Source organism: Rhizobium sp. 1399, from assembly GCF_031455475.1.
Lineage (GTDB): Bacteria > Pseudomonadota > Alphaproteobacteria > Rhizobiales > Rhizobiaceae > Rhizobium.
Map to the genome: position 1 here is coordinate 1,075,457 of NZ_JAVDSU010000001.1, position 18,164 is coordinate 1,093,620.

The window sequence follows — 18,164 nt, forward strand, 5'->3', positions numbered from 1 at the left end:
TGGGCCTCGGCATGCCGAAAATCTGCGCCCACTCTAGCTCAGCGACCTGCAGAGCCTGGCGAAACATCATGATGGGCGAGATGCTCGCTCATCTCTCCGGCGCGCCTGTGCTGGGTGAGGTCACGAACGACGAGAACATCGCAATGGCGCCCGCGATAGACGATCCGCCGCGTGACGACCTCGACACGGATCTCCCTCTCGTCCTTGGCAATCAGCAGCATTTCCCGGTGATCACTCTCCTGCCCAACATGGATGAGAGCCAGGACGGCAGAGGGAATGTTGCCAGTGAGTTCCGCAAGCTTCCAGCCAGACAGGGTCAGGAAGCGCTCATTGGTGTCGATGATCCTGCCTTCGCGCAGGATGACGAGGCCCTCCTGCGAAACGTTGGCAAGGCCGCGAAGATCGGTCAGATGGCTTTCGAGGAAGACTGCGCCGAAGGCCATGAGGATGAGGCCGGTTGCGACAACCATGACGATCACCGCAAGAACCTCGGGCTGGAGCGCCATCGCCGGCACCTCGCGCGTTGGGTCGGGCACCAGCGTAATGCTGCTCATCGAGATGAAATGCAGCGTGCAGATCGCCAGCACAAAGGCGCCGGAGGAGGCGGCGAAGCGTTTCATGCCTTTCAACTGGAAGAAGACGAGGAAGGCTACCGTCGCCAGAACCGCGCAGGAGCAGAAAGCAACGACCGACGTGAAGGCATCATAGACGATGACGGCCGGGGCCTCGATCGCCTGCATGCCAGTCATATGCATGGCCGTGATGCCAAGCGCCATCAGCAAGCCACTAAAAGCAAGGGAATAGCCGGTCCTGCCCTCCGACGCGATCAGTATGGCCACCCAGGAGCCGAAAATCGACAGGAATACCGAGAGAAAGGTAAGGCGCAGATCGTAGCTGATCGGCATGCCGCCATCATAAGCGAGCATCGCGATGAAATGCGTTGCCCATACACCCACGCCGCAGGCAAAGGCTGACGTGCCGATCCAGAGCTTTCGCTGGCCGACATCGCATTCCTGGGCACGGAAAAGAAGGAGCATGGTCGTCAGGCTGCCAACGAGGCAGACGATCACAGCGGCAACGACCAGCCGCCAGTCATGATTATCCCTGATGCAGGCAATAACCGAGAACATTCGCCACCTCGAAAGTCGACCTCTGCACGATGTTATTTAGATTGTGCTAAATAACCGTAAATTGCATTTAATGTCACTACTTTATCTATTGTAGCATTTGGTGCCAACATAACATCTTGAAATTTGACGCTCGAAACCGCAGCCGATTGGGTCTATCGTCCGGCCGAATTTCAGAAGGAGTCGGAAATGACTGAACTAAATCCCATCCTTGCGCGTGCCGACAAGAATCTCGATTCAAGCCTCGAAAAGCTGTTCGAGCTCTTGCGCATCAAGTCGATCTCGACCGATCCGGCCTATAAGGCCGAATGCCGCAAGGCAGCCGAGTGGCTGGTAGCCTATCTCAAGACGCTTGGCTTTGATGCCTCGGTTCGCGACACGCCCGGCCACCCTATGGTGGTCGCCCATCACGAAGGTGCCTCGGCTGATGCGCCCCACGTCTTGTTCTACGGTCACTATGACGTGCAGCCGGTCGATCCGATCGAGCTCTGGGAAAACGACCCCTTCGATCCGGCCATCAAGGATGCCGGCAACGGCCGCAAGATCCTGACCGGCCGCGGCACGGCCGACGACAAGGGCCAGCTGATGACCTTCGTCGAGGCCTGCCGCGCCTATAAGGAGATCAACGGCGCGCTTCCCTGCCGCGTCACCATCCTTTTCGAAGGCGAGGAAGAGTCCGGATCGCCGTCGCTGAAGCCGTTCCTCGAAGCCAATGCCACTGAGCTCAAGGCCGATTACGCCCTCGTCTGCGACACGAGCATGTGGGATCGCGATACGCCGGCAATCGCGGCTGCTCTTCGCGGCCTTGTCGGTGAAGAAATCGTGGTGACGGCCGCCGACCGCGACCTGCATTCCGGCCTGTTCGGCGGTGCCGCCGCCAACCCGATCCATATTCTCGTGGAAGCGCTTGCCGGCCTGCATGACGAGACCGGCCGCATTACACTTAAAGGCTTCTACGACGGTGTGGAGGAAACGCCCGCCAACATCAAGGCATCCTGGGAGGCGCTCGGCAAGTCAGCGGAAAACTTCCTCGGCGAAGTCGGCCTCTCCATTCCCTCGGGCGAAAAGGGCCGCTCGGTCCTGGAACTCACCTGGGCGCGCCCGACAGCCGAGGTCAACGGCATCTGGGGCGGCTATACCGGTGAAGGCTTCAAGACTGTCATTGCCGCAAAGGCATCGGCGAAAGTCTCCTTTCGCCTCGTCGGTACGCAGGATCCGGCAGCGATCCGTGAAAGCTTCCGCAACTACGTTCGCTCGAAGATCCCGGCCGACTGCTCGGTCGAGTTCCATCCGCATGGCGCCTCGCCGGCCATTCATCTTTCCTATGACTCGCCTGTTCTAACCAAGGCGCGCAACGCGCTTTCCGATGAATGGCCAAAGCCTGCCATTGTCATCGGCATGGGTGGCTCGATCCCGATCGTCGGAGATTTTCAGAAAATGCTCGGCATGGAATCCCTGCTCGTCGGCTTCGGCCTCTCCGACGACCGTATCCATTCACCGAACGAAAAGTACGAGCTCGCCTCCTACCATAAGGGCATCCGCTCCTGGGTGCGCATCCTTGCCGCACTGAAGGCTTGAAATAAAAAAGGCGTGCCCGCGGTCTGCGCGGCACGCCATCCGAAATCTGCAAACAAAAAGGCCGGGGCAAACCGGCCTTCCGTTATCCGCCTCATCTCAGTGCCAGTACATCCGTGGTCAAAGGAGAAGCGGATAGTGCACAGCCAGAGTGATCCCGAAAGGTTTACTGCCGGTAAACGGCTAGTTCAACCAGATCACGGAAACGATGCGACGATAACGCGCACAACATCTCCGGGCTGCGATTTCTGAAACCTTATATCGGAAGCCGCCTTTCACATTTCAAGGCCTCGTGAAAAACCTTGATCGCCGTTCAAGCTGCGCTCATCCTGACACTGCCGTAAGTCTTTGAAAAACAATCTAAAATCTGAACGACGCGACCGCTGGCGCCGCGGGCCGGATTATTATTATCGCGAGCGCGGGCCTTATCGCCCCTAAAGAAAAGGACCCGACGTATCTGGTGATACGCCGGGCCTGATATCGATCGGCACGTGTTGAGGGGAGACGGCCGATCTGAGCGGGACGTGAGGGGTATGTCCCGCTCTCGATAAAACTGCTGCAAAGCCTATTGGTTCCCTCACCAGCCGGAAGAAGTGCGACGCTGGGTCGCCAGCAGATCACGCATCTCTGCATAAGGGCCAAGCAGCATCTTCAACCGGCTCTCCTCCACCCTGTCGAGGCGATAATGCTGCGCAAAGGCATGCACGCTCCAGACTTCGCGGAGGCGAGCTTCGTCCATCTTGTCGGGATCGATCGTCATTTTCTGCCTGATATTGCGCTCTGCTTCTTCGGAGAAGCGAAGTCGCGGCGATATATGTCAGTTTTGTGACACTCACAATGAATGGCAGCCATGTGGGGAAGTCATGGCTGGCTGACGGAAAAAATGCAGGCAGGGAGAGCACTTGGCCGTATTGGTATTGTTCTTAACAGCCCGTTAATTCGCCGCATTTACAATTCAATCGGATAAAACCGTTGCCTGGGGGCGCGGTCTTAGAGCAAGGGTTCAGCCGCTCCACGATGGTAGCCAGACGCAGATCAGACGACAGGATCGAACCGTCCTTCAACGGCCGTGGCGGCCGTGAGGAGGATGACGAATTTGCGCTCGATGCCGACGACCGCATCGACGGGCGACACGGCTCCAAGCGTCCATCGCGATCGCCCGCTCCTCGCCGCGCACCTGCAAAGCGCCGTCCCGAGCCGCGCGAGCGTGAAGGCGGTGGTCTGTTCGCGTTCCTGCGCAGGGTCGTCTACTGGTGTATCGTACTTGGCATCTGGGCTGGCATCGGTGTTGCCGGGCTCGTGTTCTATTATGGTTCGCGCATGCCGAGCGCCAGCACCTGGGCAATCCCGGAACGGCCGCCAAACGTCAAGATCACCGCCGTAGACGGCAGCGCGATCGCCAACCGCGGTGCGACCGGCGGCGAGGCGTTGTCGCTGGATAATATGTCGCCCTATATTCCAGAAGCGATCATCGCCATCGAAGACCGACGCTTCTATTCGCATTTCGGCGTCGATCCGTTCGGGCTCGCGCGTGCCTTCGTCAACAATGCGACCGGCCAGCCGATCCAGGGCGGTTCGACGCTGACGCAGCAGCTTGCCAAGAACCTGTTCCTCTCGCCCGAGCGCACGCTCGAGCGCAAGGTGCAGGAGGTACTGCTCTCCTTCTGGCTGGAACAGAAATACACCAAGGACCAGATCCTTGCGATGTATCTGAACCGCGTCTATTTCGGTTCGAATGCCTATGGCGTGGAAGCGGCGGCACGACGCTATTTCAACAAGTCGGCGCGCGATGTGAACCTCGGCGAAGCAGCCCTGCTTGCGGGCCTTGTGAAAGCGCCGTCCCGCCTTTCGCCGGCCCGTGATCCGGAGGCAGCAAATGCCCGCGCGCAGATCGTGCTGCAGGCGATGCGCGACCAGGGCTATATCAGCGACGGCGAGATCAAGACGGCAATGTCACAGACGCCGGCTTCTGCCCGCAGCTACTGGTCGGGCGCCGGACAATATGTCGCCGATATGGTGATGGACGAGCTGCAGGGGCTGGTCGGCGACGTGAAGGAAGACGTCATCGTCGACACGACCATCGACAAGAACCTCGAAAAGAAGGCCGAGCAGTCGCTGGTCGATGTGCTCGACAAGGAAGGCGGCAAGTTCGACGCGTCGCAGGCCGCCCTCGTCTCGATCGACGGTACGGGCGCGATCCGTGCGCTTGTCGGGGGCAGGGATTACGCGACGAGCCAGTTCAACCGCGCCGTCAAGGCCAAACGCCAGCCGGGCTCCTCCTTCAAGCCATTCGTCTATGCCGCCGCGCTCGAAAAGGGCCTGACGCCGGATTCCGTTTTCAACGACGCGCCGATCCGCATCGGCAACTGGACACCGGAGAATTACGAGAAGAAATATAATGGCGAAGTGACGCTCCGCACTGCGCTCGCAAAGTCGCTCAATACGGTGGCCGCCCAGCTTGTGATGTATGACGGCCCCGATCAGGTGATCAAACTCGCCCACCGCCTTGGTATCGAATCAGACCTGCAGCCCAATGCCTCGATCGCTCTCGGCACCTCGGAAGTGTCACTGATGGAGCTGACGGCCTCCTATGCAGCCTTCATGAACGGTGGCTACAAGGCAACCCCGCATGTGATCCGCCGGGTGACCACCACCGAAGGCAAGGTGCTCTACGAGAATACCTACGACAATCCGCCGCGCGTGCTTTCCGAGCAGATCGTCGCCGAAATGAACATGATGATGATGGGCGTCATCAACGGCGGTACAGGCTCGAGCGCCAAGCTTCCCGGCTGGCAGGCAGCAGGCAAGACCGGTACGACGCAGAATTCGCGCGATGCGCTGTTCGTCGGCTTCACCAGCAATCTGACGACGGGCGTGTGGTTCGGCAATGACGATGGCACGCCGATGAAGAAGGTGACCGGCGGCGGGCTCCCGGCCAAGGCCTGGAAGGATTTCATGGTCGCCGCGCATAAGGGGCTTTCGCCGGCACCGCTTTTCGGCATGGGCCAGACATTCTCCGATCCTGGAACCGATCCCGCCAACGGCCAGCCGATGGCGCAGGCGCAGCCGGCGCCCGAGCAGCCGTCTACGGTCGGAAGCATCATTTCCGGTGTCTTCGGCGGCAATGCCGACCTGAACCGCTATCCGCCGGCACCCGGACAGCGGCAGACGGCGATGCCGGTGAATGGCGGCCCTGTGCCGCCCGCCGATGTCGCCGGCGGCGGTTACGACGACATGGTGCCGCCCGGTGATGTCGGCGGACCGCAGGCAACATCAGGGGCGCAGCCACGTCGCACGACCCTGCTCGATCTCATCATGGGGCAATAGGAGACAGCAGACAGTATTGAGACCGGATAAGACGCCTTGCGGGAGCACGTCCCGCGCAAGGCTCGGCATGCAAGATTTGCACGGTTTGAAGGTGCAAAGCAGACCCTTTTCCGGCTACTGTAAAAATTGAACGCAACACATTCGTTTTGCTGGATTCCAGGCCATTTCTCGCCTTGCAGTCCAGAAAACCGCTCCTTATATACGCCGCATCACCGCAATCACGATTGCGTAATCTTAGTAGACCCATCCCGTAAGGGGCTGTCAGGGAAATGCCTTACCGGGGTTCCGACAGCTTGCTTCAAGGAGAGAATGACATGGCAAAAGTAATTGGTATCGACCTTGGAACGACAAATTCCTGCGTCGCGGTCATGGACGGCAAGGACGCAAAGGTCATCGAGAACGCGGAAGGCGCGCGTACGACCCCTTCCATGGTGGCATTTTCCGATGACGGCGAACGCCTCGTCGGTCAGCCGGCCAAGCGCCAGGCGGTCACCAACCCCACGAACACACTCTTCGCCGTAAAGCGCCTCATCGGCCGCCGCTACGAAGATCCGACCGTCGAGAAGGACAAGCACCTCGTTCCCTTCACGATCGTCAAGGGCGACAATGGCGACGCCTGGGTCGAAGCCAACGGCAAGGGCTACTCGCCTGCACAGATTTCCGCGATGATCCTTCAGAAGATGAAGGAAACCGCCGAATCCTATCTCGGTGAAAAGGTCGAAAAGGCCGTTATCACTGTTCCCGCATATTTCAACGACGCGCAGCGCCAGGCAACCAAGGATGCCGGCCGCATTGCAGGTCTTGAAGTGCTCCGCATCATCAACGAGCCGACTGCTGCTGCTCTCGCCTATGGCCTTGACAAGAAGGACGGCAAGACGATCGCCGTCTACGACCTTGGCGGCGGCACCTTCGATATCTCGATCCTCGAAATCGGCGACGGTGTCTTCGAAGTGAAGTCCACCAACGGCGATACCTTCCTCGGCGGTGAAGACTTCGACATGCGTCTCGTCGAATATCTCGTTGCCGAGTTCAAGAAGGACAACGGCATCGACCTGAAGAACGACAAGCTCGCCCTGCAGCGCCTCAAGGAAGCTGCTGAAAAGGCCAAGATCGAGCTGTCCTCTTCGCAGCAGACCGAAATCAACCTGCCGTTCATCACGGCTGATGCTTCCGGCCCGAAGCACCTGACACTGAAGCTGACCCGCGCCAAGCTCGAAAGCCTGGTCGACGATCTCGTTCAGCGCACGATCGCTCCGTGCAAGGCAGCCCTCAGGGATGCTGGCGTCACCGCTGCCGAAATCGACGAAGTCGTTCTCGTCGGGGGCATGAGCCGCATGCCGAAGGTTCAGGAAGTCGTCAAGCAGCTGTTCGGCAAGGAACCGCACAAGGGCGTCAACCCGGATGAAGTCGTCGCTCTCGGCGCTGCCATCCAGGCCGGCGTTCTCCAGGGCGACGTCAAGGACGTTCTGCTTCTCGACGTAACCCCGCTGTCTCTCGGCATCGAAACGCTCGGCGGCGTCTTCACCCGTCTGATCGAACGCAACACGACGATCCCGACGAAGAAGAGCCAGACCTTCTCGACCGCCGACGACAACCAGCAGGCCGTCACCATCCGCGTCTCGCAGGGCGAGCGTGAAATGGCTGCCGACAACAAGCTGCTCGGCCAGTTCGACCTCGTCGGCCTGCCGCCGGCACCGCGCGGCGTTCCGCAGATCGAAGTCACCTTCGACATCGACGCGAACGGCATCGTGCAGGTTTCGGCCAAGGACAAGGGCACCGGCAAGGAACAGCAGATCCGCATCCAGGCCTCCGGTGGTCTCTCCGACGCCGACATCGAAAAGATGGTCAAGGATGCCGAATCGCACGCTGCCGAAGACAAGAAGCGCCGCGAGGGTGTGGAAGCCAAGAACCAGGCCGAAAGCCTGATTCATTCCACGGAGAAGTCGCTCAAGGATTATGGTGACAAGGTTTCGGAAGCCGACCGCACCGCGATCTCCGATGCGATTGCCGCTCTGAAGTCCGCGACCGAAGCAACTGAAGCTGACGCCGAAGACATCAAGGCCAAGACCCAGACCCTCATGGAAGTTTCCATGAAGCTCGGCCAGGCGATCTATGAAGCCCAGCAGACCGAAGGCGGCGCGACCGATGCTTCGGCTGAGGATGACAATGTCGTCGATGCCGACTACGAAGAAGTCAAGGACGACGACCGCAAGAAGTCCGCTTAATCGGCGGACTGGCGGCCTACGCTAGACGATAGACATCCGGCTGCTCACCATGGCAGCCGGAAATCCATTTCCGGGGCTTAAATTGGCAAAAGCGGACTTTTACGAAACTCTGGGTGTAGCCAAGACGGCGGATGAAAAAGAGCTGAAAAGCGCCTTCCGCAAGCTGGCGATGAAATTCCATCCGGACAAGAACCCGGATGATAAAGATGCCGAACGCAAGTTCAAGGAAATCAACGAAGCCTACGAAACGCTGAAGGATCCGCAGAAGCGCGCGGCCTACGATCGTTATGGCCATGCGGCCTTCGAGCACGGCGGCATGGGCGGTCCCGGCGGCTTCGGCGGCGGCGCCGGATTTGCCGGTGGCGGCTTCTCCGACATCTTCGAGGACATTTTCGGCGAGATGATGGGTGGAGGCCGCGGACGGCAGCGCTCTTCTGGCGGTCGCGAACGCGGCGCTGATCTTCGCTACAATATGGAAATCTCGCTGGAAGAGGCCTTTTCCGGCAAGACGGCACAGATCCGCGTTCCGACGTCGATTACCTGCGACGTCTGTTCGGGCTCCGGCGCAAAACCGGGCACGCAGCCGAAAACCTGCGGCACCTGCCAGGGTTCGGGCCGTGTGCGCGCAGCGCAAGGCTTCTTCTCAGTCGAACGCACCTGCCCGACCTGCCATGGCCGCGGCCAGATCATTCCCGATCCATGCCCGAAGTGCCACGGCCAGGGCCGTGTGACCGAAGAGCGTTCGCTCTCGGTCAACATCCCTGCCGGCATCGAGGACGGCACCCGCATTCGCCTGCAGGGCGAAGGCGAGGCCGGTACGCGTGGCGGCCCGGCGGGCGATCTCTATATCTTCCTGTCGGTGAAGCCGCATGAGTTCTATCAGCGCGACGGAGCCGATCTCTATTGCGCCGTGCCGATCTCCATGACGACGGCAGCGCTCGGCGGTACCTTCGATGTGGCGACGCTCGACGGCACCAAGTCGCGCGTCACGGTTCCCGAAGGCACACAGGCCGGTAAGCAATTCCGCCTGAAGGGCAAGGGCATGCCGGTGCTGCGTTCCAGCCAGACGGGTGATCTCTACATCCAGATCCAGATCGAGACGCCGCAGAAGCTTTCCAAGCGCCAGCGTGAGCTTCTGCAGGAATTCGAGCAGCTCTCCTCCAAGGAGAACAATCCGGAATCGACGGGCTTCTTTGCCCGGATGAAGGAATTCTTCGAGGGCTGAGCTCGATATCCTTCAAGGTTACAAAAGCCGGAGGTTCCGCCTCCGGCTTTTTCATGCGCGCTCCAATTCGAGACATCTGTTTCAAGCCGGGACGCGCGTCTGCCCGCAGATGTCTTGTGTTAACGCACAGATCCGATGACGCTTGCAAGTTACTGAAATCCATACTGTCTTTGGCCCGCAGTCCGGGACTAACAGAGGGTATCTCCATGTCGGCAACGAACTTTTCAAATTCTCTGTCCGAAGATGTCGATGCGTTGGCAGGTGCGCTCTATTCGTGGTGTGCCGAACGCAACATCAAGCTTCGCAGCCAGCAGGGCCTTTCGATCGCCAGCATCGCGATCGACCTTTATCATGCCGGCCATCAGACGCAGGACGCCCTGCTCGTCGCGCTGCACGAGCGCGAGCTTCACTGAGATCCCGTCGATTTCAAGGATATGTGCGACGCATCAAGCCGCGTTTTCGGTTGCCTGACCGCACATGAGGTTGAGGATCGTCTTGACCGCCTGCTTGCCCGCAATCGAGCTCAACCTGTCAAAGCTGACCGCCAGCTCATAGGCCTCGGGGCTCAACTCGACGCGGTTGGTAAACTGGGAAATTCCCGTACCTTCAAATAGCTCGGAAATATCGACCCCCAGGAAGACCGCTATCTGATGCAGCTTGCTGGCAGAGACGCGGTTCGTCCCCTTCTCGTATTTCTGGATCTGCTGGAATGTAAGGCCAAGCGCTTCGCCGAGCTCCAGTTGAGAAACACGTCGGCGGGCGCGAAGCTGTCTCACGTTGCTGCCGACAATGATATCAATCGGATCTGGCACTGCTGCACTCTCTCCCGGTAAACCCTTAATTTACCATATAGCGTCAGCTGAATATCTCAACCCGGAAGTTGCAATTTTCAACCGACTTTTTTTGGGCATTAGGCCGCCCAAATAACTGTTCGCTGCGCGGATTTACAACTTCTAATCCTTGTTTGATGACTTGGCGGCGATGTCGCGAAAAGTTGAACACCCTGTAGTTGACTTCATTGCATGAGACGATAGTTACGGAACCCCTATAGTACCTGTCAGACAAGAGGCTTCGAATACTGCATGACATCCGCTCCCACCGGGAAATCTGATGCCGACAGTATCGTCATCAATATGCGCCGCCAGAAACTGACGCTGATGATCGATTCATTGAAATCGCTGCGCGGCTCGATCGAAGACCGGCCGGATCTCCGCTATTGGATCGAAAAGGCGATTGCGGAGGCCGAGGCACAGCTCGATCCGCCCGCCCCTCGCAGGCATTGACAGCCGAAACGGCTCTCAGCCTTGATATCCCTGACACTTCGGCTTAGAGCCTTTCCTAGTCAGATTGAATCATTCTGACTAGGAAAGGCTCTCACTGTCAGCCTTGATGTTTCCGGATATCCGATGCCGCACAAGGTTGCCCTTTCCCGTCTGAAACTGACCGACTTTCGCAATTATGCGTCGGCCTCGCTTGCGCTCGACGGGCGGCACGTGGTGCTGACTGGGGACAACGGCGCCGGCAAGACCAACCTGATGGAGGCGGTCTCCTTCCTGTCACCGGGACGCGGGCTGCGCCGCGCCGCCTATGGCGATATTACCCGTGTCGGTGCTGTGGGCGGATTTTCGATCTTTGCCAAGCTCGAAGGCATGGAAGGCGATGTCGAGATCGGTACGGGGATCGATGCCAGCGACGAGGCGATGGCGCGCAGGCTGCGCATCAACGGAACCACGGCCAAGACGGTTGACGAGTTGACCGACCATCTGCGCGTGCTCTGGCTTACGCCGGCAATGGACGGGCTCTTTACCGGCGGCTCTTCCGACCGCAGGCGGTTCCTCGACAGGCTGGTCCTGTCGCTCGACCCTGAGCATGGCAGGCGGGCGAGCGACTTCGAGCGCGCCATGCGCAGCCGCAACAAGTTGCTCGACGAAGGCCGCTTCGATCCGTCCTGGCTTTCCGGCATCGAGGAGCAGATGGCAAGCCTCGGTATTGCCATGGCGCTCGCCCGCCAGGAAATGCTCGGCCTGCTGACACGGCTCATCGAGGAAAGCCGCGAGACTTCGCCCTTCCCGTCAGCATCTCTGCAGCTCTCGGGCTTCATGGATGGCCAGTTCTCCCGACCCTCAGTCGATCTGGAAGATGAGTATGCGGCAACACTCGCCGCCAACCGTTACCGCGATGCCGGCGCCGGACGCACGCTGGAGGGGCCGCATCGCGCCGATCTCATCGTGCATCATCGTGAGAAGCAGATGGAAGCGGCGCGCTGCTCCACCGGCGAGCAGAAAGCCCTGCTGGTGGGCCTTGTCCTTGCCCATGCGCGGCTAGTCGGCAACCTTACTGGCCATGCGCCGGTTCTGCTCCTGGACGAGATTGCCGCCCATCTCGACGAGGGACGTCGCGCCGCCCTGTTCGACCTCATAGACGGGCTTGGCGGCCAGGCATTCATGACAGGAACGGACCATCAGATGTTTGCGGCACTTGCCGAGCGGGCACAGTTTTTCACGGTTGCCGACGGAAGGGTTTTCGAATGAGCGATAGCGCTTCTCCCCGCGGTTCGAGGCGTGTTAGCATTACGCCCATGGACCCCCTCAGCCCGGACGAAATCGCACGCTATCATCGCCACATACTGCTGCCGGAAATCGGCGGCGCGGGACAGCAGAAGCTGAAGGCCGCCCGCGTGCTTGTCATCGGCGCCGGAGGGCTCGGGGCGCCGATCCTGCAATATCTGGCGGCCGCAGGCGTCGGCACGCTCGGCATTGCCGATGACGACCGTGTTTCGCTCTCCAACCTGCAGCGGCAGGTGATCCACGATTCCGGCACGATCGGCGAAATGAAGACGGAAAGCGCGGCCATTGCGATCGCTCGGCTGAACCCGCATATCAAGGTCATCCGTTTCACTGAGCGTCTTTCTGCCGATACGGCGCGTTTGCACCTCTCCGACTTCGATCTCCTGATCGACGGCTCGGATAATTTCGATACGCGCTATATGGCCGCCGATGCAGCAGAAGAAGCGCGTATCCCGCTCGTGACCGGCGCCGTCGGCCGCTTCGACGGGTCGCTGACGGTGCTGAAACCCTATGAGGCTGCAGAAGACGGCACGCAGAACCCTGGATATCGCGATCTCTTTCCCGAAGTACCGCCGTCCGGATTGATCCCCGCCTGCGCGGAGGCCGGTATCATTGGCGCACTGACGGGCGTGATTGGCACGATGATGGCCATGGAGGCGATCAAGCTCATTACCGGTGCCGGCGAACCGCTGATTGGCCGCTTGCTGCTCTATGACGCCCTGTCTGCCCGTTTCGATACGATCCGCTACAAGCGCCGGCGCGCGAGGCAGAGCAGGACCGCATGACGCCTTTTCGCATCGATGAGAGTTTTGCTCGCTGGGGCGAGCTGCTCGATCTCATTCTCGCATCCTTCGCCTATATGGAAGGCCGCATCGATCCGCCCTCCTCAGCAACTCGCCTGACGATGGAATCGCTGGTGGAAAAGGCAAAGGCAGAAATCGCCTATGTCGTAGAGGATGCGGGGCAGCTCGCCGGCTGCATTTTCCTGCGCCCGGAGAAGGATTGCCTCTATGTCGGAAAACTCGCGGTTCTGCCATCCGCGCAAGGCAAGGGCATCGGCCGGCGACTGCTTGATATCGCCGAAGAGACGGCGCTCGATCTCGGCCTTCCGGCATTGAGGCTCGAGACACGGATAGAGCTCGTCGGCAATCACGCGACCTTCGCTGCCTGGGGCTTTGAAAGGACCGCAGAGAAATCCCATCCCGGTTTTACGCGCGTGACGTTTATCGAGATGAAGAAAGCGCTCGCCGGCTAATCTGGCCTAAAGATGGGAGCGCTCCGGTCGTCACCGGCCCGGCAGCACCCGATTCGGTGGGCGATGGCCATCGATGAAGGCGCGGATGTTGATGATGACCTTGTCGCCCATCTCCGCACGTCCCTCGATCGTTGCCGAGCTCATATGCGGCAACAGCACGACCTTGCCCTCATTGGCGAGCTTCACCAGCTTCGGATTGACGACAGGTTCGTTCTCGAAAACATCGAGCCCGGCGCCAGCGATCTTTCCTTCCCGCAGGCATTTGATGAGAGCAGCCTCGTCGATCACGTCACCGCGAGAAGTGTTGACGAGATAGGCGGTCGGCTGAAGCAGCGCCAGGCGCCTTGCCGACAAGAGATGGAAGGTTGCGGGCGTCGAGGGGCAATTGACCGAGACGATGTCGACGCGGGCAAGCATCTGGTCGAGGCTTTCCCAATAGGTCGCCTCCAGCTCATCCTCGGTCGCCGGATTGACGCGTTTGCGGTTGTGATAATGGATCGACAGGCCGAAGGCCTTGGCGCGTCGCGCAACGGCCGTGCCGATACGGCCCATGCCGACGATGCCGATTCGCTTTCCATGGATGCGTCGCCCGAGCATCCATGTCGGAGACCAGCCGGCCCATTCGCCGGGCCTGTCGGTCAGCACGCGCGCACCTTCGCCGATTCGTCGCGGCACGGCGAGGATCAGCGCCATGGTCATGTCGGCGGTGTCATCGGTCAGTACGTTCGGCGTGTTGGTAACGGTGATGCCTTTTCGGGCGGCGGCCTCGACATCGATATGGTCGGTACCGTTGGAAAAGCTGGCGATCAGTTTCATCTGCGGCCCGGCTTGTTCGATGAGAGCTGCGTCGATCCGGTCGGTCACGGTCGGAACCAGCACGTCGCAGGTCCTGACGGCTTCGACGAGTTCGGGCACGGATCGCGGCGTATCGTCGATATTCAACTCGGCATCGAAAAGCTCGCGCATGCGGGTTTCGACGACATCAGGCAGCTTGCGGGTTATGTAGACCTTCGGTTTTTTCTTCGTCGTCATAGCGGCTTGCAGTGCCTTGTTTAGAGGTCTTTAACCAAGATGGGCGATCATTTTCCCGTTCCGGGCATTTTCTACCAGACCCGCACGCGAAGACAAACAAAACTCGTGTGGCGGCCGGGGAATCCCGGAAAGCGAGCAGGCGCGGCCTGCTGCGAATTCGAGCCAACGGAAGCTTCCATGCGTCGCACAGTTATGAAGTCCTGCCTCGTTCTGGCGGTTGCCTTTGCCGTATCGGCGGGCACCATCGAATTTGCACAAGCCCAGGCGGCCAAGGGGCCGAGCGGCCTGCCGCTGCCGCGCTTCGTGACGCTGAAGTCCAAACGCGTGAACCTGCGCATCGGACCGGGAACAGATTATGCGGTTTCCTGGATGTATCTGAAGACGGGTTTGCCGGTCGAAATCATCCAGGAATACGACAACTGGCGCCGTATCCGCGATGCCGACGGCACGGAGGGTTGGGTCAATCAGTCGCTGCTGTCAGGCCAGCGGGCCGCAATCGCGGCACCGTGGATGAAGGGAAAAGGCAAGGGCGTCTATGTGAACCTGCGCCGTGAGTCACAGCCGTCCGCCAGCATCGTTGCCAAGCTGGAGCCTGGGGTGATGATCTCGATCGGCGAGTGCAATGGCGAATGGTGCTTCGCAAAGACCGACGGCGCCGAAGGCTGGGTGGCGCAGTCGGAAATCTGGGGTGCCTATCCGGGCGAGGCCTTTAAATAAGGCCCGCCTCCTTTGCAGCTTCGGAGAGCGACTTCATCGGCCGCGGGCCGATCTGCTGGATGACGATGCCGGCGGCAAGGCAGCCGAGCTTGCCGCAATCTTCCAGCGTGCGGCCCTGCGTGTAGCCGTAGAGGAAGCCTGAGGCGAAGAGATCGCCGGCGCCCGTCGTATCGACCACTTCATTGATCTTGATCGCATCGACGTAATGGCGCTCGTTGCCCTTCAGGATCACGGCACCGTCCTCGCTCATGGTCACCGCGGCGATCTTGCAATCCTTGGCGATCTTGTTCAGCGCTTCCTCAAAATCGTCGGTCTCGTAAAGCGACAGGATCTCCTGGCGGTTGGCGAAGACGATATCGACCTTGCCCGAGCGCATCAGGTCCAGGAATTCGCTGCGGTAACGATCGACGCAGAAGCTGTCTGAGAGCGTCATCGACATTTCGCGACCGTTCTCGTGGGCGATGCGGGCGCAATCAAGGATCGCTTCCTTGGCACGCGGCGGATCCCAGAGATAACCTTCGAAATAGGTCACCTTGGCTTGCGCCACCACATCCGCTTCGACATCCTCAGGCCCGAGTTCGACGCAAGCGCCGAGATAGGTGTTCATCGAGCGTTCGCCGTCATCGGTGACGAAAATCATCGAGCGTGCGGTCGGCGGAAATTTTCCCTTGGCCTCGGTCCGGTAGTGAACTCCCTGAGCACGGATATCATGCGCGAAGATCTCGCCGAGCTGGTCTTCTGCGACCTTGCCGAAATAGGCGGCCTTGCCGCCGAGGCTTGCAACGCCTGCGGCCGTATTGCCGGCGCTGCCGCCAGAAGCTTCGAGTGCCGGTCCCATGCGAGAGTAGAGCAGTCCGGCGCGATCGGCATCGATGAGGTTCATCGCTGCCTTGGTGATCTTGTTGTCAATGAGAAACTGGTCGTCGCAACGGGCGATAATATCGACGATTGCGTTGCCGACCGTCAGAACATCGAATTTGGTCATGAAATGGGAAGTCCCGGATTTGTGATAGCCGGTAATCGGTCTTAGCGAAATTTGCTGGTATTGGAAGGATAAACAGCACACCGCCTTCCAAGTCTTCGCAAAACTGCCGTTTATTCGTCATGCCGCTGTCACCATGCTTACCTAAAAACAGCATCAGGAAGACCGGCATGCAGGTATCTCGTATGGCCGGGGTATGGGAGGGATGATCCCTTCAATCTTACCGGGACGACGCTGACCACGGATGAACTGGCAGTATCGCAACCGGCTATCCGGCAGGACCGGATGCGGAAAAGCGGGCTTAGCCCGCTTTTTTTGTTGCGCCGCGAAGGATATTGCATCCAAGGCATTTGTCATGGCTGGCGATTAGCTGCTAGACCTCGGCGATCCCCGCGCAGAGCAGCAGTCTATGTCAGCCATCATCTTCGACGTTCTTCCGATCTTCCTTCTCATTCTCATCGGCTGGCTGATTGTCCGTACAGGGTTGCTGACGGCTGAGGTCGGCGATGCCTTGAGCGAGTTCGTTTTTAAGATCGCCGTGCCGCTGCTGCTTTTCCGCACCATCGCCGAGGCCGATTTCCATGGCGCGTCGCCGTTTCGGCTCTGGATCGTCTATTTTGCCGGTGTCGCGGTGACATGGACGGCCGGGCACATCGTTGCCACGCGCTTCTTCGGGCGCGATGAGCGGATCGGCGTGCTTGCCGGCGTGTCCTCCGCTTTCGCCAACAACATCTTCATCGGCCTGCCGCTGGTCGAGCGTACCGTGGGCAGCGAAGGGCTTGTTGCCCTTTCCATCCTGCTTGCCGTGCATCTGCCGATCATGATGGTGGCCGGCACAATCATGATGGAACATGCCGAACGCAAAATCTCCGGCAAGAGCGACCGCAGCATGACCCTGGTACTGAAGCAGATCGGCCTGAATCTGCTACACAATCCGTTGGTCATCGGCATTGCCGCCGGCACGGTCTTTCACGTCTCGGGACTGACCATGCCGGCAACGGTCAGCTCCGTCGTTGGACAGATTGCCGGCACGGCTGGTCCGGCGGCATTGATTTCGCTCGGTATGGCGCTGCAGAAATACGGTGTCTCCGGCAATGTCGGAATCGCCAGCGTGACCTCCGCCTTCAAGCTGCTGCTGCTGCCTGGCTGCGTGTGGGCAGCAAGCCATCTTTTCGGCCTCAACAACGAGTGGGCGGCGGCTCTGGTGCTGACCTCATCGGTGCCGACGGGGGTGAATGCCTGGCTGATCGCCAACCGCTTCGGCGTCGGTCACAGCCTTGCCGCCTCGACGATTACAGTGACCACGGCGCTCGGCGCGATCACCGTTTCCTTCTGGGCCTATATTCTCGGTGCCTGAGGCAATAAAAAAGCCCGGCTTGTGACCGGGCTTCTTCTCGAAAAAATTCGTCGCTTCTTACTGCGTTGCAGTCGGAGCATTCGGATCCGGCAGCGGAGCCGGTGAATCTGCCAGCGTGTGCAGATAGAGAATGACGTTGGCGCGGTCCTGATCCTTCGGCAGGCCTGCAAAGCCCATGGCGGTACCCGGGACGTCTTTCTTCGGTGCCAGCAGGAACTTGTTGAGGTTTTCGAAGGTCCAATGCTCGCTGCTGCCCTTGGAGAAGTCCTTCATGGCGGAGGAATATGCAAAGCCTTCATGCGAAGCGATCGGCCGATCTACGACACCAAAGAGATTCGGGCCGACTTTGTTCGGTCCGCCTTTGGTGCCGTCATGACAGGCCTGACACTTCTTGAATACGGTCTCGCCGGCCTTGGCGTCGGCGCTGGCAAGAAGCTGCGCGATCGGAACAGCAACGGCAGCAGGTGCGCCTTCACCGCCGGCGGCGGGTGCCTCCTCGGCGACGATGGCAAAACCTTCCTTCTCCGGCGCCTCGGAATGGAAGATCCCCTCGGACGCGATGGAGACAGACATCAGAACGAAGATCGTTCCTAGCAGCGCTCCCACGGCCGTATTGACGTATGAATTCATCTGCAATGCTCCCCTTGCAGCCGGCAGACCAGAAACCGGACCATCTTGAAATTGCGCGGAACCTATGTCTTTTGGCTATTCGTTGCAACTGTCTAAATGGTCTTGTGCGTGAGACTTTTTGCCACTTTTCAGCCCGGATTAGAAG

Annotated in this window: 16 protein-coding genes and 1 pseudogene; 11 read left to right on the top strand and 6 right to left on the bottom strand. The window is 59.7% G+C overall.

Going from position 1 to position 18,164, the window contains the following annotated elements:
• Positions 1-62: 62 nt before the first annotated feature.
• Positions 63-1,130 (bottom strand): annotated as a pseudogene (locus J2X71_RS05570) (MHYT domain-containing protein); the annotation flags it as partial.
• 186 nt (positions 1,131-1,316) lie between these two features.
• On the opposite strand from J2X71_RS05570, the gene J2X71_RS05575 reads away from it, so the two are divergent.
• Positions 1,317-2,705 carry a dipeptidase gene (locus tag J2X71_RS05575; RefSeq protein WP_310379859.1) on the top strand — a complete coding sequence of 463 codons (1,389 nt, stop codon included), beginning with the start codon at positions 1,317-1,319 and terminating at the stop codon, positions 2,703-2,705.
• A gap of 574 nt (positions 2,706-3,279) precedes the next feature.
• On the opposite strand, the gene J2X71_RS05580 is transcribed toward J2X71_RS05575, so the two are convergent.
• Entirely contained in the window at positions 3,280-3,462 is a 183-nt protein-coding gene (locus J2X71_RS05580; RefSeq protein ID WP_007813904.1) for a hypothetical protein, read from the bottom strand.
• Between the two features lie 257 nt (positions 3,463-3,719).
• Between J2X71_RS05580 and J2X71_RS05585 the strand changes: the two genes are divergently transcribed.
• The 4 genes from J2X71_RS05585 to J2X71_RS05600 all read left to right on the top strand — a co-directional run bounded on the left by J2X71_RS05585 (position 3,720) and on the right by J2X71_RS05600 (position 9,892).
• The gene (locus J2X71_RS05585) at positions 3,720-6,029 is read left to right on the top strand and encodes a transglycosylase domain-containing protein (RefSeq protein ID WP_310379861.1); all 2,310 of its coding nucleotides are present in this window, start codon (positions 3,720-3,722) and stop codon (positions 6,027-6,029) included.
• 314 nt (positions 6,030-6,343) lie between these two features.
• Entirely contained in the window at positions 6,344-8,254 is a 1,911-nt protein-coding gene (gene dnaK, locus J2X71_RS05590) for a molecular chaperone DnaK (RefSeq protein WP_310379863.1), read from the top strand.
• 82 nt (positions 8,255-8,336) lie between these two features.
• Positions 8,337-9,479 carry a molecular chaperone DnaJ gene (dnaJ, locus tag J2X71_RS05595; RefSeq protein ID WP_310379865.1) on the top strand — a complete coding sequence of 381 codons (1,143 nt, stop codon included), beginning with the start codon at positions 8,337-8,339 and terminating at the stop codon, positions 9,477-9,479.
• A gap of 206 nt (positions 9,480-9,685) precedes the next feature.
• The gene (locus J2X71_RS05600; protein ID WP_310379867.1) at positions 9,686-9,892 is read left to right on the top strand and encodes a hypothetical protein; all 207 of its coding nucleotides are present in this window, start codon (positions 9,686-9,688) and stop codon (positions 9,890-9,892) included.
• Between the two features lie 33 nt (positions 9,893-9,925).
• On the opposite strand, the gene J2X71_RS05605 is transcribed toward J2X71_RS05600, so the two are convergent.
• On the bottom strand, positions 9,926-10,291 hold the full coding sequence (locus tag J2X71_RS05605; protein ID WP_007813894.1) for a helix-turn-helix domain-containing protein: 366 nt from the start codon (positions 10,289-10,291) through the stop codon (positions 9,926-9,928).
• Positions 10,292-10,561: 270 nt separating this feature from the next.
• On the opposite strand from J2X71_RS05605, the gene J2X71_RS05610 reads away from it, so the two are divergent.
• From J2X71_RS05610 to J2X71_RS05625, 4 genes are all read left to right on the top strand, one after another.
• Positions 10,562-10,762: a hypothetical protein gene (locus J2X71_RS05610; RefSeq protein WP_310379869.1), complete on the top strand. Its 201-nt coding sequence runs from the start codon at positions 10,562-10,564 to the stop codon at positions 10,760-10,762.
• 123 nt (positions 10,763-10,885) lie between these two features.
• Complete coding sequence (gene recF, locus J2X71_RS05615; RefSeq protein WP_310379871.1) at positions 10,886-12,010, top strand: DNA replication/repair protein RecF; 1,125 nt, start codon at positions 10,886-10,888, stop codon at positions 12,008-12,010.
• A complete protein-coding gene (locus J2X71_RS05620; RefSeq protein ID WP_310379873.1) occupies positions 12,007-12,831 on the top strand; it encodes a molybdopterin-synthase adenylyltransferase MoeB in 825 nt (274 codons plus the stop codon). Before recF ends, J2X71_RS05620 begins: the two co-directional genes overlap by 4 nt.
• Positions 12,828-13,301, top strand: coding sequence for a GNAT family N-acetyltransferase (locus J2X71_RS05625; protein WP_310379875.1), 474 nt, complete (start codon positions 12,828-12,830; stop codon positions 13,299-13,301). The genes J2X71_RS05620 and J2X71_RS05625 overlap by 4 nt, the downstream gene beginning before the upstream one ends.
• 30 nt (positions 13,302-13,331) lie before the next feature.
• Here the strand turns inward: J2X71_RS05625 and J2X71_RS05630 are convergent, their stop codons facing one another.
• Positions 13,332-14,333: a D-glycerate dehydrogenase gene (locus tag J2X71_RS05630; RefSeq protein WP_310379877.1), complete on the bottom strand. Its 1,002-nt coding sequence runs from the start codon at positions 14,331-14,333 to the stop codon at positions 13,332-13,334.
• A 177-nt stretch (positions 14,334-14,510) separates the two neighbouring features.
• On the opposite strand from J2X71_RS05630, the gene J2X71_RS05635 reads away from it, so the two are divergent.
• A complete protein-coding gene (locus J2X71_RS05635) occupies positions 14,511-15,050 on the top strand; it encodes an SH3 domain-containing protein (RefSeq protein ID WP_113320503.1) in 540 nt (179 codons plus the stop codon).
• Here J2X71_RS05635 and J2X71_RS05640 read toward each other — a convergent pair.
• Entirely contained in the window at positions 15,043-16,035 is a 993-nt protein-coding gene (locus J2X71_RS05640) for an adenosine kinase (protein WP_025669408.1), read from the bottom strand. The genes J2X71_RS05635 and J2X71_RS05640 overlap by 8 nt on opposite strands.
• A gap of 406 nt (positions 16,036-16,441) precedes the next feature.
• Here J2X71_RS05640 and J2X71_RS05645 point away from each other — a divergent pair, with 406 nt between their 5' ends.
• Complete coding sequence (locus J2X71_RS05645; RefSeq protein WP_310379880.1) at positions 16,442-17,389, top strand: AEC family transporter; 948 nt, start codon at positions 16,442-16,444, stop codon at positions 17,387-17,389.
• 57 nt (positions 17,390-17,446) lie between these two features.
• On the opposite strand, the gene J2X71_RS05650 is transcribed toward J2X71_RS05645, so the two are convergent.
• Positions 17,447-18,019: a cytochrome c family protein gene (locus J2X71_RS05650; protein WP_113016191.1), complete on the bottom strand. Its 573-nt coding sequence runs from the start codon at positions 18,017-18,019 to the stop codon at positions 17,447-17,449.
• Positions 18,020-18,164: the final 145 nt, after the last annotated feature.

What these genes read in the sequence shown, in the direction of transcription:
- J2X71_RS05575 (WP_310379859.1), top strand. Translation starts at nt 1,317, where the DNA reads ATGACTGAACTAAATCCCATCCTTGCGCGTGCCGACAAGAATCTCGAT.
- J2X71_RS05580 (WP_007813904.1), bottom strand. Translation starts at nt 3,462, where the DNA reads ATGACGATCGATCCCGACAAGATGGACGAAGCTCGCCTCCGCGAAGTC.
- J2X71_RS05585 (WP_310379861.1), top strand. Translation starts at nt 3,720, where the DNA reads ATGGTAGCCAGACGCAGATCAGACGACAGGATCGAACCGTCCTTCAAC.
- dnaK (WP_310379863.1), top strand. Translation starts at nt 6,344, where the DNA reads ATGGCAAAAGTAATTGGTATCGACCTTGGAACGACAAATTCCTGCGTC.
- J2X71_RS05600 (WP_310379867.1), top strand. Translation starts at nt 9,686, where the DNA reads ATGTCGGCAACGAACTTTTCAAATTCTCTGTCCGAAGATGTCGATGCG.
- J2X71_RS05610 (WP_310379869.1), top strand. Translation starts at nt 10,562, where the DNA reads ATGACATCCGCTCCCACCGGGAAATCTGATGCCGACAGTATCGTCATC.
- recF (WP_310379871.1), top strand. Translation starts at nt 10,886, where the DNA reads ATGCCGCACAAGGTTGCCCTTTCCCGTCTGAAACTGACCGACTTTCGC.
- J2X71_RS05620 (WP_310379873.1), top strand. Translation starts at nt 12,007, where the DNA reads ATGAGCGATAGCGCTTCTCCCCGCGGTTCGAGGCGTGTTAGCATTACG.
- J2X71_RS05625 (WP_310379875.1), top strand. Translation starts at nt 12,828, where the DNA reads ATGACGCCTTTTCGCATCGATGAGAGTTTTGCTCGCTGGGGCGAGCTG.
- J2X71_RS05630 (WP_310379877.1), bottom strand. Translation starts at nt 14,333, where the DNA reads ATGACGACGAAGAAAAAACCGAAGGTCTACATAACCCGCAAGCTGCCT.
- J2X71_RS05635 (WP_113320503.1), top strand. Translation starts at nt 14,511, where the DNA reads ATGCGTCGCACAGTTATGAAGTCCTGCCTCGTTCTGGCGGTTGCCTTT.
- J2X71_RS05640 (WP_025669408.1), bottom strand. Translation starts at nt 16,035, where the DNA reads ATGACCAAATTCGATGTTCTGACGGTCGGCAACGCAATCGTCGATATT.
- J2X71_RS05645 (WP_310379880.1), top strand. Translation starts at nt 16,442, where the DNA reads ATGTCAGCCATCATCTTCGACGTTCTTCCGATCTTCCTTCTCATTCTC.
- J2X71_RS05650 (WP_113016191.1), bottom strand. Translation starts at nt 18,019, where the DNA reads ATGAATTCATACGTCAATACGGCCGTGGGAGCGCTGCTAGGAACGATC.